The organism is Nostoc sp. 'Peltigera membranacea cyanobiont' 232 (genome assembly GCF_002245985.1).
Classification (GTDB): domain Bacteria; phylum Cyanobacteriota; class Cyanobacteriia; order Cyanobacteriales; family Nostocaceae; genus Nostoc.
Genome location: NZ_NOLK01000177.1, coordinates 1 through 15031 on the forward strand (window position 1 = coordinate 1; position 15031 = coordinate 15031).

Genomic DNA, 15031 nt, shown 5'->3' on the forward strand with positions numbered 1-15031 from the left:
AAACTCGCTTGCCGCCGGCGCTATCCGTTGTAGCAACTGGCGTTGTGTTAGAACGGAGTTCGTAACGCACTATTATCAAGGGTTTGATGCCGTACTCTCCGTGCTAACACATCCTACGGATATTTTCAGAAATCAAACCGGATTCCTATAGATTCCCTAGCAGTTATGCAAAGGTATTGAAGAGAATAAGCCTTTCAAGGCGCGTAAAAATTTTGGTCAATAAATTACTTTATTCTTTGTGTTCTCTGCGCCTCTGTGGTTCAATCAATCACTTTTAAATCGCTTGAGACACAGAGAAGAGAGTTAGATAATTGACTTATTGCATGAAATATGATATTTTATATTGCTATCAATAAAAATCATATTATATAAACGTGAATATCTCTCCATCTCTCAAAAAACCGCGTGTCTCATGGCAGGCGGTTTTCTCACTACTGATATTTGTGTTCATGTACCTGCCCATATTGGTACTTGGCTTTTATAGCTTCAATCAGTCGCCTTACAGCGCAACTTGGCAAGGATTCACTCTCGATTGGTATCGCAAGTTGTTCAGCGACGATCGCATATTATCAGCCTTGCAAAACAGTATGATAGTTGCTGGGTGTGCTGTTGGGGTTTCAGCAGTGCTGGGAACTTTGATGGCGGTTGGGTTAGCGCGTTACCAATTTCCTGGGAAGAAATTGTATCGGGGTATTGCTTACTTACCATTGATTATTCCTGATATTGCGATCGCAGTGGCTACCCTAGTTTGTTTAGCCGCCTTTGCCATACCCCTGAGTTTGTGGACAATAGTTGCAGCGCATATCGTGTTTTGTCTGGCTTACGTCGGACTTGTGGTTGCTTCCCGACTTACCAATTTAGACCCTCACTTAGAAGAAGCAGCATTAGATTTAGGTGCTACACCAATCCAAGCTTTCATGCAAGTATTGTTACCTCAATTGATGCCTGGTATTTTGGCTGGTTGTCTTTTAGCATTTGTCCTCAGCTTAGACGACTTTCTCATTTCTAGCTTTACTGCTGGTAGCGGTTCTAACACCCTACCGATGGAGATTTTTAGCCGGATTAGAACAGGAGTCAAGCCTGATATTAACGCTTTGAGTGTGATGTTAATTTCAGTATCTGCGATCGTTGCTCTGATAGCTGAATTAATTCGCGCTTCTGGAGAAAATAAAAACTGAAAATAAGACTTGTAATTAATCATCAAGATTAGGGATTACTTGGTTCTCCGTGAACTTTTTTTGCAATCAAAAAAAGCTATCTTAAAAAAGACGTTGCAATGTAACATCTCTACATTAGCTATACTCATGTATTCATATTTACCAATATTTAGAAACGTCCCAATATAGATAAATATATAAAATTTATTCATCTTCTTGTTCTCGTGTTGAAAGAAGTTTTAGCACATGAATAAACTTCAGTGTTCGCTTCTGTACATAACTGTTTTCAATTAGATAATATTGGGGCTAACTTTGGAGAAGATGCTATTTCCCTCTCATTATGCAAATTTGCCAAAATCCCAATTGCTCAAACCCATTCAACTCTGATAGCAATAGATTTTGTGTGAGTTGCGGACAAAGCAACTTTGGCAAACTTCTAAGAAGCCGTTACCGCGTATTAAGACTCTTAGGTGAAGGTGGATTTAGTAGAACTTATGCTACAGAAGATGTAGACAGACTAAACGCGCCTTGCGTCATCAAGCAATTTTTCCCACAGTTTCAGGGAACCGGACAACGCACCAAAGCCGCAGAATTTTTTAAAGAAGAGGCTTTTCGGTTGTATGAACTGGGAGAAAATCATACCCAAATTCCTAGATTACTAGCTTATTTTGAACAAGGTACTAGTTTGTATCTCGTACAAGAATTTATTCAAGGAAAAACTCTCTTACAAGAAGTTCAGCAACAAATCTATGGTGAAAAACACATTTGGGAACTTTTAGCTGATTTATTACCAGTTCTAGAATTCATTCATGCCCATAACGTCATTCATCGGGATATCAAACCAGAAAATATTATCCGTCGTGCTAGTGATGAAAAACCCGTATTAATTGACTTTGGTGGTGCTAAACAGGTAACACAAACCAGTTTAGGAAGACAAGCAACAGTAATTTATACGCTTGGTTATGCCCCAACTGAACAAATGGCTGGATTTGCTTGTCACGGTAGTGATTTGTATGCTTTGGGTGTAACTTGCGTGCGTCTTTTAACTCGATGTTTGCCTTTACAGGATGCTTCTGGACAAGTTAATGACCCTATTTATGATGCCATGAATGCTAAATGGTTGTGGCGCGAACGGTTACAAGAAAAAAGTATTACTATCAGCGACGACTTAGGGAGGATTTTAGATAAATTACTAAAACATCTAGCAAGTGAAAGATATCAAACAGCAGTAGAAGTTATCAATGATTTGAAGTTTACAACATCGAATATTGAACCTGTTGCCCTGAAAATTACTTCAATATCTCAATCCATACTACCACCGCTACCACAAAAAGAAATAGTCCCATTACCTCCCTTAGAAACCTTTGAATTTGATGTAGTGACAGTAGACACAGGTGGAAGAGAAGTAAACCGCATAAGTGGTAATGTCAACTTTTTTGCGGAAGAATTGGGTAAATCTGTCACATTAGAAATGGTATCAATTCCTGGTGGTACTTACATGATGGGTTCACCAGAGTGTGAAGGAGATGCTGACGAACGTCCTCGACATAAAGTTACCGTCGAACCATTTTTTATGGGGAAATTTCCCGTAACTCAAGCCCAGTGGAGAGTCGTAGCAGCTTTACCCAAAGTCAAACAAGCTTTAAATCCCAATCCATCTAAATTTAAAGGTTTAGATAGACCTGTGGAAAATGTATCTTGGTATGAAGCTGTAGAATTCTGTCTCAGACTATCAGAAAAAACTGGACGCGACTATCGTTTACCGAGTGAGGCGGAATGGGAATACGCTTGTCGGGCTGGAACTACAACATCCTTTCACTTTGGCGAAACTATTACTTCTGAGTTAGTCAGTTGCACTATCGAACCAAAAAGCAAATTCCGTAAAGAAACAACAAACGTCGGCAGTTTTGAAGTTGCCAACGCCTTTGGATTGTACGATATGCACGGGCTAGTTTGGGAATGGTGCGCTGATTCATGGCACAACAATTACAGCGATGCACCCTCAGATGGAACAGCTTGGGAAGTTGGCGGTGATATTAATCGCCGAGTGCTACGCGGTGGTTCTTGGAGTTTCAACGCCGAACTGTGTCGCAGCGCCAGTCGTAGCTGGAATGAGTCAGACGGTGGGCTGAGGGTTTGTGGCTTTAGAGTGGTATTTTCTGTAGAGGAGATTATTTAACAATTTGATTTAGAGGCTGTAGAAATTATGAAAGACAAAATTGAGAAAGGTGACATAGTAGTTATAAATAAAAGTGGAAAATATGATAATCAAGTAGGTGAAGTTAGTGGGGTTGATTACAATATTTTCTTTGTAAAAATAGTAATAGTGAAGTTAGGCAATCAAGAAGAAACTTTTGAAGAGAAAGATTTACAATTAAAAACTAAAAAACCGAGTCTTGAAGAAGTCGTCGCATCAATAGACAAAATTTTAGTACAAGTTGAGCAGGTTACTAATTTGCCGATAAAGGAGAAAATAGAATTACCTAATCGTCTGAAATATCTGAAATTGGATATTCCTAAATTAGATAAACAGTTGATTAAAAAAAACTTTAACGTTATAGATGAAATATTTGCAGCAACAAGAAAAGCAGACTCATCAGCAAGCTTTTGGCAGGAAATAGATCCTAATTTGGAGAAAATAAGCTGGTGGATTAGAACAAGTTTGTGAACCAGGTAGTAAGTCCGGTCATAGTCAATTAAACTATACAGCACTTCCTGCTGTTATGAAGTACAGTTTATCCCCTGGGAGCATCCCACTTTTTTGCATGTCATTGCGAAGCGTTGCGAAGCGATCGCAAAATCTCCAACTAAGTGCGAGTCCATGCGATTGCTTGTCTGCGACACGCTCTTGCGAACGTCGTTCCTCCTCTCTACGAGACGCTACGCAAACGTTTGTGTCGTAGCGAATTCAATTCGCCTAATACTTTTCAAACACCCTCTTAACCTAATCTTATCAATAATTAGAGGTAAAACTTATCTTCGATCGCATCATCATTGTTAGATTTAAAGCTAAATAATTAGCATTGGACATAATTAAACACAACTATATTTACATCATTTTTTATTCTTAACGCCATACGCCTCATATCTTAGGCTCAATAAGGACTAGTTATATTTATTCTTGCCTACTTACTTAACTGTTTGTTGTTAACTGTATGAATTAAATTCTGCTATTAACTTGACACTTCCCTCATCCAAATTTTAAAAAAGTATTCTTTTCTTTGTTGAGGGGAGTTTTTTAGCGGCAATACATAAGTTTGTAGATTAATAAAGAGGCTTTTATTGGATAAAATAAACTACAAAGATCGTCAGGTATCAGGTACATATATGCGTTTTTCTCAGTTTGCAGGGATTGTTGGTTGTACTACCGCAGCTTTTATATCAATTGCGCCTATGCAGGTAGAGGCTGCAACTTTTAAAGTGATATCTGGAGTTACTAGCATCGATCGCGATCACGAGGATATTCTTAAAAGTATCGGGCTAATCTTGACAGGCAGCAATAATACAGTTGCACCAATTCCGAGTAATTATTTAGTTGGCTTCAACATCGACTCCGCTACTAACTTTACATTTAGCGACGAGGGCGGTTTTACTCCGCTCTCAGGGACAATCGAGCATACTGGTACTGTTACCTTCAATAATCAAACTACTGTTGGTGACTTTTCAATTGGTTTTGCTCCGGGACGTACTACTGAAGGTGCTAGCGGATTTGTTTTAAGAGACACATTTTCTTTAGATACAATTTTGTTTGATTTGAGTCTTCCAGAACCTGCGGTATTTGATGGCAAAAATTTAACTATCCCTGATGTTAAATTGCTGTTTTCCCCAGAGTTTGCCAAGATACTAGGGAACCCTGACTTGACAGGTGTGTTTGCTGGAACTGCAAGAATTGATGCTCAAGTTGCTGCCGTACCCGAACCTGATAGTGTACTAGCAGTTTTGGCAGTGGGTGCGGCTCTCTTGGCAACTAGATTTTATACTCAAAAAATTAAATGCAATTGATATCTTGAAGCATTGCTAAATGCTTACTAACGGGTGCAAGGGTATTGGCAGCAATCAGCCCACTGGCGGCGACTGCTGGTAAACCAATACCGGGAAATGTTGAGTCGCCACAGCACATCAGTCCTGGTAGGGGTGTGCTGGGGCCAGGAAACATACCACTTCCAGCCTGAATTGCTGGGCCATAAGAACCTTGGTGACGGCGGAGATAACGTTCGTGAGTTAACGGTGTACCAACAAGCGTGACTTCGCAACGAGAGCGAATATCTGGAATTACCCGCTCTAAAGCTTGCCACATTATTTCAGCACGCGATCGCTTTTGTTCGGCATATTCCTGACTCCTTCTATCCATTCCCTGCCAGATAGAGTATGGCTCATTACCAGGTGTATACACATGAATCACGTGTTTACCTGCTGGCGCTAAAGATGGATCGAGAACTGAAGGGATGGAGATTACCACCACATTCTGAGGTGCTGTTATGCCCAATTCCCAGCTATTAACTACGATGTAATGACACCGCAAATTTGACTGCAATCCTTGAGCATCAATGCCGAGATGTAGATGCATAAAGCTATCACATTCTGGGGTAGCTTGTCGTTTGCGGCGGTACTGTTTAGGTATTGCCTTTTCTGGTAGTAACTTCAGTGTGTCCCAAACCGATGCATTAGAAATCACTGCTCGTTTTGCCCGAATTTCGGAGCGATCGCCAAGACGCACTCCCACCGCACGATTACCTTCTACAAGCACTTCTTCTACATGAGCGCCTAGCATCAGCTTTCCGCCGTTACGTTCCAATCCTTGCACAAGGCTGTCAACTAAAGCACCACTACCACCAATGGGATATTCCAGGATTGCATTTGGACGATACCAGTCCGCAAACATAAATGCTACCTCTGCGGCGCTAGTACCATCTGCGGGCAATCCAGAAAGGAGAAAGCAAAGCAAATTCAGCCAATTTCTGGTAAAGGAATCTTTAACAACCCCATCCATAATCCGGCTGAAGGGGCCTGTCAGCTTGATTATATTCGCCACATTTTTTGTCAGAGATGGGAGAAATGGGCCCACAGTTCTAGCTGCACCAAAATCAAAGCGTAATGCGGCTGGTGGTATGGAAGTTGCAGCCCTAGCAAATGGTTCCATAACACGCTGGAGTTCTTGCCATTCGGCTACAGCATCATCACCAGAGAACTTCATCAGCACTTCACAAAATTGCTCTGCACCAACCGCCGTGTCAAAATCACCTTCTGGTAGACAACAACCCCAAGTATCGTAAGTGACACATGGTAATTCCGAACCAATTGCATCTAACACTTGTCGCAAAGGGTTAGCAGAGGGGCTGTAAGATAGACCAGAGTAGAGAGACGGGCCCGAGTCAAACTTGAAACCATTGCGCTCAAAACCATGAGCAGCGCCTCCAGCAATGGAGTGGCTTTCGCAGACTATCACATCAAAGCCATAGCGTGCCAAAACAGCAGCACAACTCAAACCGCCAATACCGCTACCAATAACAACTATATCTGTGTTTTGCATATCCCTAATGTTTGCAACAATAAATTAAAACAGTTGTGGAAACTTGGATAATATCATTCGCTCCTCCATCCATAAACCGCTCTAATTGGTTAATATCATCACTAAGGATGAACGGAAAACCGCCAGTGCTGCGTTTTTTAGATGAAAAATTTGATTCAGACAGACTTAAACTAGAAACTGAGTTTACTCAAGTCAAAGTAAAACTGGGGACTGGAGACTGGAGACTGGGGACTGGGGACTAGGGACTGGGGACTGGGGATTGGGAGACAAGAGGAGAAGGGGAATAACTAGCCCAATGCCTAATGACTAATGACTAATAACAAATGACTAATGACTAATGACTAATTCATATTGGAGAGAGGAATTTGAAAAATCAGCAATTGGGAAATTGGCAAACCACAGTTTTAGGAATTGTGTTAGCAACACTAGTGATTTTTGGACTAAATTCCTTTATCATTATCAACCCAGGACAAGCAGGAGTGATTAGCATCTTGGGTAAAGCGAGAGATGGTGCTTTATTAGAAGGGATTCATGTGAAACCACCTTTTATCTCAGTGATAGATGTGTATGATTTGACGGTGCAAAAATTTGAAGTGCCAGCAGAGAGTTCTACTAAAGATTTGCAAAATTTATCTGCAAGATTTGCGATTAACTTTCGCCTCGATCCCATAAAGGTAGTTGAAGTTAGAAGGAAACAAGGAACTTTAGAGAATATTGTATCGAAAATTATTGCACCTCAGACTCAAGAAGCATTTAAAATTGCAGCCGCCAGAAGAACAGTAGAAGAAGCAATTACTAAAAGAAGTGAGTTAAAAGAAGACTTCGATCAAGCGTTAGGCGATCGCTTAGACAAATATGGGATAATTGTGTTAGATACTAGCGTAGTTGATTTAGCATTCTCACCAGAATTTGCCAGAGCAGTGGAAGAAAAACAAATTGCTGAACAACGGGCGCAAAGAGCCGTTTATGTAGCACGGGAAGCAGAACAAGAAGCACAGGCAGATGTGAATCGTGCTAAAGGTAGGGCAGAAGCTCAAAGACTTTTAGCAGAGACACTCAAAGCCCAAGGAGGACAGTTAGTTTTGCAAAAAGAAGCAATTGAAGCTTGGAAAAGTGGCGGCGCTCAGATGCCCAAAGTCCTCGTTATGGGTGGTGACTCAAAAAGCGGTGTCCCCTTCATCTTCAACCTTGGGAATGTCCAAAATCAACCGTAAGGGGTTGGTATTAGATAACAAGCTCCATTATAAAATTTGCTCTGACATCAGACAAATTTTATAATACTTGGAGGATTCCCAATCTCAAATCTAAAATCCCAAATTATATTATTTGGGCTAGTCCCAACTCAAACACAACAGAAAAACCAACAAGATCCTCATCAAAGTTTATGTCAACCCCCAATCCGGAAAATCTCACCGCAGAAGAAGCGAAAAAATTACTGAATAAATTTAACTGTTTAGACATTGCGCCTATCCTCAATGCATCCGAAAAAGCAGTAATTCGTGATGCACTAATTTTGGTAAAAAACCTTGCTGATTATCAAATCTTAGGGATTTGTGCTGATACAGCAGAGGAAGGAATACTAGCTATGAAAACCTATTCTCTAGCTTTGGGTTATGAACCACCAAACAATTTACTGACACCTGAAGGGCCAGTTTATATCAAATTAAATGGTAAAAATGGCTTGTGTTATCTTGATTCTTATGCCGGACATCATCGTGGTGTATTAGTATCTTGTCAGTCTTACCACGAAGACGGAATCAACGAAATGTATGGACATCTACCCTTGGATTTATTTGTATAGAATTCGGCGAATGTAGGTAGAGCCTGTGCTTTACCTACTAATTAACGACTAATGAAAAATTACTAGATTTTATGAGTATTATTACACTCCAGTCGGTTAAAAAAGACTTTGGCATCAAAGAAGTTTTAAAAGATGCCAGTTTTAGCCTCGATGCTACCGATAAAGTTGGCTTAATTGGTACTAATGGTTCTGGAAAATCAACCCTGTTAAAAATGATTGCCGGGTTAGAATCCATTGATAGCGGTCAAATTATCATCAACTCTGGTTCTAAAATCATTTATTTACCCCAGCAGCCAGATTTAGATGAAAACCACACAGTTTTAGAGCAAGTTTTTGCAGACAGTGGCGAACATACGACTTTAGTGCGTGAGTATGAGGAACTGTCAGATAAATTAGCTCACTATCCAAATGATACCCAACTAATGTCTCGCCTATCTGTGGTGATGCAAAAGATGGATACAAATAATGCTTGGGAATTAGAAACAAATGCCAAAATCATCCTCACAAAATTAGGAATTTCTGACTTTGATGCCAAGATAGGCACTTTATCTGGAGGGTATCGCAAGCGGATTGCTTTAGCATCAGCGTTGTTAGCAGAACCCGATGCTTTGCTGATGGATGAGCCGACAAACCATTTAGATGCTCTTTCTGTTGAATGGTTACAAAGTTATTTAAATCGCTATCGCGGGGCACTTTTTCTGATCACCCACGATCGCTACTTTCTAGATCGCGTCACCAATCGGATCGTTGAAATAGACCGAGGCGACATTTACACCTATACAGGTAACTACTCATATTACCTCGAAAAGAAAGCTTTAGCTGAAGAATCTGCCGTAAGCAGTCAACGGAAACATCAAGGCTTATTGCGGCGCGAGTTGGAATGGCTGAAAAAAGGGCCGAAAGCTAGGAGTACTAAGCAAAAAGCTAGAATTGACCGCGCTCACGCTCTGCGGGATACTGAATTTAAACAAGTTCAAGGTAAAGTTGATATTTCTACCGTTGGTCGTCGCATTGGGAAAAAAGTTATTGAATTAGATAACGTTTCCAAAGCATACAATGGACGCACCCTGATTAATAATTTCACCTACGAATTTAGTCCAGAAGACCGCATTGGCATTATTGGCGCTAACGGTGCGGGTAAATCCACTTTAATGGATATTATTACTGGTCAGATTCAGCCAGATTCAGGTGTTGCCGAAATTGGTACTACAATTCACATCGGTTATTTTGACCAGCATTCTGAAGAATTGCTCACAGCTTTAAACGAAAGTCAGCGCGTGATTGACTACATCAAAGAAGAAGGTGAATTTATCAAAATTACCGATGGGACTCAAATTACTGCTTCGCAAATGTTGGAGCGGTTTTTGTTTCCTGGTAATCAACAATATGCCCCAATTAGTAAACTTTCTGGTGGTGAAAAACGCCGTTTATTTCTGTTGCGAGTTTTGATGGGTGCGCCCAATGTGTTGATTTTAGATGAACCGACAAATGATTTAGATGTTCAGACATTGGCAGTATTAGAGGATTATTTAGAAGATTTTGTCGGGTGTGTAATTGTAGTTTCTCACGATCGCTACTTTCTCGATCGCACCATCGACACAGTATTTTCCTTTGAGGAAGGCGGTAATCTCCTGCAATATCCAGGTAATTACTCGATTTATCTGGACTATAAGAAGGCTGAAGAGGCACAGCAACAAGCTGCTAACACTAAGGAGAAGCCCAAAAATGCCGAAGTCCAAAATGGTGCATCTTCGCCCAAAGATGTAGAAAATACCAAGCGGCGGAGATTATCCAATTGGGAAAAGAAAGAATTTGAGCAGTTGGAAGGTAAAATTGCCCAGTTAGAGGCCCAGAAGGCAGAAACCGAGAAAACGCTAGGGAATGTGTCACCGGGGAATTATAGCGAAGTGCAAAAGCTGTACGATCGTGTAGAAAAGCTCAAGCACGCGATCGATGTGGCGACTGAACGCTGGTTAGAATTGGCTGAGATGGAGTCTTGATTTTTTAACGTGATGTGAATTAAGACGGGAGACGCGATGAATCGCCGTCTCTACAATTAGTCTTTTGTAGAGACGGCGATTTATCGCGTCTTTATGATGATTTATTTAGCATGGGTGGTTCCGGCGTTCCATTAACACACCCTACCACTTCATCCTTTACTTTTAAGGCAAAAAGCGATCGCCCTTTCACAAAATGCGATCGCTTATATTGGTCTTTCCTACAGAATACTAAGCGATCGCGTTGACGTTGAGCATCTCAAAACTAACTTTTTCTATAAACATCTTTTCGATGCTTGCACTGCAAAATTTGTCCGAGTTGACTTTCATCATCAATCTCGTAACGAACTCTATAATCACCTATCCGAATACGATACTCGTTATCAGAACCTTTTAACTTGACAATTCCATCGGGACGCGGTTATAAAGCAAGATTTTGGATTTTTTCAATAAGGGACTTCCAAAAAATAAAATATACAGTAGGGTGTGTTAGGCGAAAACCGTAACGCACCGAGATATCTGGCGGTGCGTTACGCTGTCGCTAACGCACCCTACAAAATTGGATATTTTTTTAATTGGAAGTCCCTAACACGCTCAATAACATCATTTGGTAAAGGATCAATCTGCTTTTGTAGCGACTTGGAAATAGCAATCGCATAACTCATTATCTCTGCTCTGAGCGGTTAGCAAGATATTCATCTATAGTCACTGACTCACCATCTTTATACTCAGCGCGAACCGCTTCAATTTCTACTTGTGTTTCTGCATCGTCTTCATACAACGCTTCTTCTGCTTCAAAAATTTGTTGCTCAATTAGCTCTTGAAGTTGACGTTTTTTTGTTAAATCAAGGGAAGATATTGCTTCTGCTAAAATTTCTAAGGAGAGTTGTAGTTTAACAATGGCTGGCATTTTTCTCCTATTGGGTGTGTTTTTTTTCGCATTGTGACACCATTATGCTGATTTTAACTCTAGTTATCATGGTTACGCATCTGTGGAAGAATGCGATCGCCTACCCATCAAGTTTTATGTCTAGTCGCTAACATCACGACATTCATCCTTAACATCGCCATATCGATAAGTTATATCCCGATATTCATCACCAGCATCACGATTTTACTTATTGATATCGCAATATTCATCCTTAACATCGCGATACATATAAGCTATATCGCGACGTTCATTACCAACATCACGATTTTACTTATTGATATCGCCATATTCAGCCTTAACATCGCGACATTGATCGCTAACATTGCAATACTGCTCGGTTAAGCATTTTTAACTCGGAATCGGGTTTGGGGAAAAGGGTAAAGGGTAAGGGTTAAAGGTTTTTTCTTTCTCTTTTCCCTTTCCCCTTTTCCCCTTAACCGAGAAGTATTGGCTAACATTGAAGCGATCGCCAGCAACAAAACCAAATATAACATCCTAAGTCAGGAAAAGTACTTATTTTAGCAAGCTAACTTTGTTTAAAAAAATACACTTGTTCGCTAATTATACTGCACCAGAAAACAGCTTAATGAGGTCAAAATAGGTTTTAATATCTCCTTAAGGAATATATTTATGCCTCGTCAAAAACGTACATCCCGTATTATAGAAAAAGCTGAATTCAGATTCGCCGGATTCAAAGCAATCGATCCAAATATGAATTTTGATGATTATTGTAATTTGGAAACCCTGGCTCAATCAATTGAGCAGTTACACACTACCATTGATGCTTATAATGCTGCTCTAGCTGTAGTTGACTCTTCTAAAACTAAAATTGATGAAATGGAAAAAAACTTGAGTAAGCTTTCAGACAAAATGCTGAAGGGAGTTGCTTTTAAGTATGGCACAGACAGCAGCGAATATGAAATAGCAGGTGGTGTTCGTGATAGCGATCGCATCCGCAAAAGCAGGTTGACTCGATTGAAAACTAGTGCGGGGCTAGCATCAGATCGAAATGCTAAAACGGCATAGTAAAGTAGTAAGGTGTGTTATGCCAAAGGCTAACGCACCGTTTTTATAATTTATTGGGGTGCGTTAGGCTAACGCCATAATGCCACTACATATACTAAGCCACTAATGCCGCAAAATAACCAAACTGCTGTCGAATTCCGCGATGTCACCTTTAGCCGCAATCATCGCCCATTGGTGTCAAACCTCAATTTCACCATCCATCAAGGAGAAGCACTGGTATTACTTGGGCGCAGTGGTAGCGGCAAAACTACAACAATGAAGTTAATTAATCACCTATTTACACCTACACAAGGCGAAGTTTTATTTGATGGCATTCCTACAACTCAATGGGACGAAATTAAACTGCGGCGAAAAATTGGTTATGTGATTCAAGAAATTGGTTTATTTCCCCATTTCACTGTAGAACGCAATGTGGGTTTAGTTCCTTCTTTAGAAGGTTGGCAATCTAAACAAATAAAAACGCGGGTTTATGAATTGTTGAAATTAGTCGGCTTAGAACCAGCACAATTCGCTGGACGTTACCCGCATGAACTTTCAGGTGGACAAAGGCAAAGAGTCGGGGTAGCCAGGGCAATAGCCGCAGATCCGCCAGTGTTGTTGATGGATGAACCCTTTGGCGCACTCGATCCCATTACGCGGCTAGAACTACAACAAGAGTTTCGGCATTTGCAGCAAGAATTAGGCAAGACAGTTGTTTTCGTCACCCACGATATTCAAGAAGCCTTAGTTTTGGCATCGCGAATTGGTTTAATGTATGGCGGAGAATTGGTAGTATTGGGGACGACAGATGAATTTATGCGATCGCAACACCCAGAAAGCCTTGCCTTTCTGCAATGTCTGCGTTCCCTGCAAGATACTTTATGAAAAATTTCTTCCTTGTTAAGTATGCCCCAGAAATTCTTCAGCATACTCTCGAACATCTATTTTTAGTAGGCATTGCAATTGGAATTGCCATACTTATAGGCATTCCTTTAGGTATTTTAATTACACGCAAAACTTACCTTCGCCAACCAATTCTCGGCATAGCAAATATTCTCCAAACTATTCCTAGTTTGGCGCTATTTGGTTTACTCATTCCTGTTCCCATAATTGGCGGAATTGGTGCAGTACCAGCAATTGTTGCTCTGACTGTATATTCCTTGCTGCCGATAATTCGTAACACTTACACAGGTATTACTAGTGTAGATCCAGCAATTAGAGAAGCTGGGAGAGGGATGGGAATGACAGATAGACAATTGTTATTACAAGTTGAGATTCCCTTGGCAATGGGAATAATTTTAGCAGGTGTGCGAGTAGCAACGGTAATTGCTATTGGTATTGCAACGATTGCAGCCGCAATTGGTGCTGGTGGTTTGGGTGTATTTATTTTTCGCGGCATATCAGTAGTGAACGACCAGTTAATTTTAGCTGGTGCAGTTCCGGCGGCGGTAATTGCATTACTAGCTGATTTTGGAATTGGTTCGTTGGAGAATAAATTAAAAATTAAAAGTTAATGAAAAGATTTTTGGCATTGTGCTTTTTAACTTGTGTCTTGTTATTAGCGATCGCTAGCTGCACGCCAAATATAAATAGTAGCAGCGATGGCAATATTATTGTTGCCTCTAAGGATTTTACTGAACAAGATATTTTAGGTGAACTTTTAGCACAGCAAATCGAGGCAACAACTAATTTAAAGGTATCTCGTCGCCCTCGTTTGGGTGGTTCTTTTGTTTGTCATAGTGCGATTACTGCTGGCAAAATCGATGCTTATATTGAGTATTCCGGCACAGCTTTTACTGCAATTTTAAAGCAGAAGACAGTTAACGATCCTAAAGAAGTTTATGAGAAGTTAAAACAAGCTTATGCCCAGAAATTTAATCTAGAAGTGATGCCAAGCTTAGGTTTTGAAAACACTTTTGCAATGATTGTCCGGGGTGAAGATGCTAAACGCTACAATATTCAAACTCTCTCGGAAGCTACTCAATATACACCGCAGTGGCGCGGTGGTTTTGGTTACGAGTTTTTAGAACGAGAAGATGGTTTTCCGGGATTAGCAAAAACTTATGATTTACGTTTTGCCAAACCTCCCCAAATTATGGATTTGGGTTTAATATATCGTGCTTTGATTCAAAAACAAGTGGATATGGTGGCGGGAAATTCTACTGATGGGCAGATTTCTCGCTTGGGTTTAGTTGTCTTAAAAGATGATAAACACTATTTTCCACCTTATGAAACTGTGCCTATTGTTAGGCAAGAAATATTAAAAAAATATCCCCAATTAATAACTGCGATCGCATCCCTTGCAGGGAAGATTTCGGCAGACGAAATGCGGCAACTGAACTATTTAGTTGAGGGTGAATTACGCGATCCTAAAGATGTTGTCCAAGAGTTTCGGAAATTGAAAGGATTAGGTTCATCTCAAGGATAGATATAAACCCGGATTTCTCACCACATCTCTCAAAACCTTGTACTCTTGAGCAGGGGAGCAGAGGAGCAGGGGAGCAAAGGAGAGTTATTGTACAAGTTCTTTCCCCTCTGCCCCTCTGCCCCTCTGCATTTCTGCATTTCAAGCTTGTGAGAAATGCGGGTTAAGCCCTCCTTGCTTGGATG

14 protein-coding genes are annotated in these 15031 nt (G+C 40.6%); 11 read left to right on the plus strand and 3 right to left on the minus strand.

Going from position 1 to position 15031, the window contains the following annotated elements:
- The first annotated feature begins 374 nt into the window (after positions 1-374).
- The 4 genes from CDG79_RS34140 (at position 375) to CDG79_RS34155 (ending at position 5159) form a co-directional block, all read left to right on the plus strand.
- On the plus strand, positions 375-1178 hold the full coding sequence (locus CDG79_RS34140) for an ABC transporter permease (RefSeq protein WP_317616637.1): 804 nt from the start codon (positions 375-377) through the stop codon (positions 1176-1178).
- A 319-nt stretch (positions 1179-1497) separates the two neighbouring features.
- Positions 1498-3336: a bifunctional serine/threonine-protein kinase/formylglycine-generating enzyme family protein gene (locus CDG79_RS34145; RefSeq protein ID WP_189525229.1), complete on the plus strand. Its 1839-nt coding sequence runs from the start codon at positions 1498-1500 to the stop codon at positions 3334-3336.
- Between the two features lie 27 nt (positions 3337-3363).
- Positions 3364-3825 carry a hypothetical protein gene (locus CDG79_RS34150; RefSeq protein WP_094346071.1) on the plus strand — a complete coding sequence of 154 codons (462 nt, stop codon included), beginning with the start codon at positions 3364-3366 and terminating at the stop codon, positions 3823-3825.
- Positions 3826-4484: 659 nt separating this feature from the next.
- A complete protein-coding gene (locus CDG79_RS34155; protein WP_094346072.1) occupies positions 4485-5159 on the plus strand; it encodes a hypothetical protein in 675 nt (224 codons plus the stop codon).
- Here CDG79_RS34155 and CDG79_RS34160 read toward each other — a convergent pair.
- Complete coding sequence (locus tag CDG79_RS34160; RefSeq protein WP_094346073.1) at positions 5146-6687, minus strand: phytoene desaturase family protein; 1542 nt, start codon at positions 6685-6687, stop codon at positions 5146-5148. The genes CDG79_RS34155 and CDG79_RS34160 overlap by 14 nt on opposite strands.
- A gap of 365 nt (positions 6688-7052) precedes the next feature.
- Between CDG79_RS34160 and CDG79_RS34165 the strand changes: the two genes are divergently transcribed.
- The 3 genes from CDG79_RS34165 to CDG79_RS34175 all read left to right on the plus strand — a co-directional run bounded on the left by CDG79_RS34165 (position 7053) and on the right by CDG79_RS34175 (position 10488).
- Positions 7053-7901: a prohibitin family protein gene (locus tag CDG79_RS34165; protein WP_181154327.1), complete on the plus strand. Its 849-nt coding sequence runs from the start codon at positions 7053-7055 to the stop codon at positions 7899-7901.
- 170 nt (positions 7902-8071) lie between these two features.
- Positions 8072-8488 (plus strand): DUF1824 family protein, encoded by a 417-nt coding sequence (locus CDG79_RS34170; protein ID WP_094330823.1) that lies wholly within the window; start codon positions 8072-8074, stop codon positions 8486-8488.
- Positions 8489-8559: 71 nt separating this feature from the next.
- Complete coding sequence (locus CDG79_RS34175; protein WP_094346074.1) at positions 8560-10488, plus strand: ABC-F family ATP-binding cassette domain-containing protein; 1929 nt, start codon at positions 8560-8562, stop codon at positions 10486-10488.
- A 262-nt stretch (positions 10489-10750) separates the two neighbouring features.
- Here CDG79_RS34175 and CDG79_RS34180 read toward each other — a convergent pair whose 3' ends face one another.
- Both CDG79_RS34180 and CDG79_RS34185 read right to left on the minus strand, forming a co-directional pair.
- Positions 10751-10891 carry a type II toxin-antitoxin system RelE family toxin gene (locus CDG79_RS34180; protein ID WP_094346081.1) on the minus strand — a complete coding sequence of 47 codons (141 nt, stop codon included), beginning with the start codon at positions 10889-10891 and terminating at the stop codon, positions 10751-10753.
- Between the two features lie 258 nt (positions 10892-11149).
- The gene (locus CDG79_RS34185) at positions 11150-11395 is read right to left on the minus strand and encodes a hypothetical protein (RefSeq protein WP_094346075.1); all 246 of its coding nucleotides are present in this window, start codon (positions 11393-11395) and stop codon (positions 11150-11152) included.
- Positions 11396-12046: 651 nt separating this feature from the next.
- On the opposite strand from CDG79_RS34185, the gene CDG79_RS34190 reads away from it, so the two are divergent.
- The 4 genes from CDG79_RS34190 (at position 12047) to CDG79_RS34205 (ending at position 14849) form a co-directional block, all read left to right on the plus strand.
- Positions 12047-12442, plus strand: coding sequence for a hypothetical protein (locus CDG79_RS34190; RefSeq protein WP_094346076.1), 396 nt, complete (start codon positions 12047-12049; stop codon positions 12440-12442).
- A gap of 105 nt (positions 12443-12547) precedes the next feature.
- Positions 12548-13306 carry an ATP-binding cassette domain-containing protein gene (locus CDG79_RS34195; protein WP_094346077.1) on the plus strand — a complete coding sequence of 253 codons (759 nt, stop codon included), beginning with the start codon at positions 12548-12550 and terminating at the stop codon, positions 13304-13306.
- Entirely contained in the window at positions 13303-13935 is a 633-nt protein-coding gene (locus CDG79_RS34200; RefSeq protein ID WP_094346078.1) for an ABC transporter permease, read from the plus strand. The genes CDG79_RS34195 and CDG79_RS34200 overlap by 4 nt, the downstream gene beginning before the upstream one ends.
- On the plus strand, positions 13935-14849 hold the full coding sequence (locus tag CDG79_RS34205) for a glycine betaine ABC transporter substrate-binding protein (protein ID WP_094346079.1): 915 nt from the start codon (positions 13935-13937) through the stop codon (positions 14847-14849). The genes CDG79_RS34200 and CDG79_RS34205 overlap by 1 nt, the downstream gene beginning before the upstream one ends.
- The last annotated feature ends 182 nt before the right edge of the window (positions 14850-15031 follow it).

Bases quoted from the DNA above. Each gene is read 5' to 3' on its own strand.
- CDG79_RS34150 (WP_094346071.1), top strand. From the start codon at position 3,364: ATGAAAGACAAAATTGAGAAAGGTGACATAGTAGTTATAAATAAAAGT.
- CDG79_RS34175 (WP_094346074.1), top strand. From the start codon at position 8,560: ATGAGTATTATTACACTCCAGTCGGTTAAAAAAGACTTTGGCATCAAA.
- CDG79_RS34145 (WP_189525229.1), top strand. From the start codon at position 1,498: ATGCAAATTTGCCAAAATCCCAATTGCTCAAACCCATTCAACTCTGAT.
- CDG79_RS34200 (WP_094346078.1), top strand. From the start codon at position 13,303: ATGAAAAATTTCTTCCTTGTTAAGTATGCCCCAGAAATTCTTCAGCAT.
- CDG79_RS34195 (WP_094346077.1), top strand. From the start codon at position 12,548: ATGCCGCAAAATAACCAAACTGCTGTCGAATTCCGCGATGTCACCTTT.
- CDG79_RS34170 (WP_094330823.1), top strand. From the start codon at position 8,072: ATGTCAACCCCCAATCCGGAAAATCTCACCGCAGAAGAAGCGAAAAAA.
- CDG79_RS34185 (WP_094346075.1), bottom strand. From the start codon at position 11,395: ATGCCAGCCATTGTTAAACTACAACTCTCCTTAGAAATTTTAGCAGAA.
- CDG79_RS34155 (WP_094346072.1), top strand. From the start codon at position 4,485: ATGCGTTTTTCTCAGTTTGCAGGGATTGTTGGTTGTACTACCGCAGCT.
- CDG79_RS34160 (WP_094346073.1), bottom strand. From the start codon at position 6,687: ATGCAAAACACAGATATAGTTGTTATTGGTAGCGGTATTGGCGGTTTG.
- CDG79_RS34205 (WP_094346079.1), top strand. From the start codon at position 13,935: ATGAAAAGATTTTTGGCATTGTGCTTTTTAACTTGTGTCTTGTTATTA.
- CDG79_RS34190 (WP_094346076.1), top strand. From the start codon at position 12,047: ATGCCTCGTCAAAAACGTACATCCCGTATTATAGAAAAAGCTGAATTC.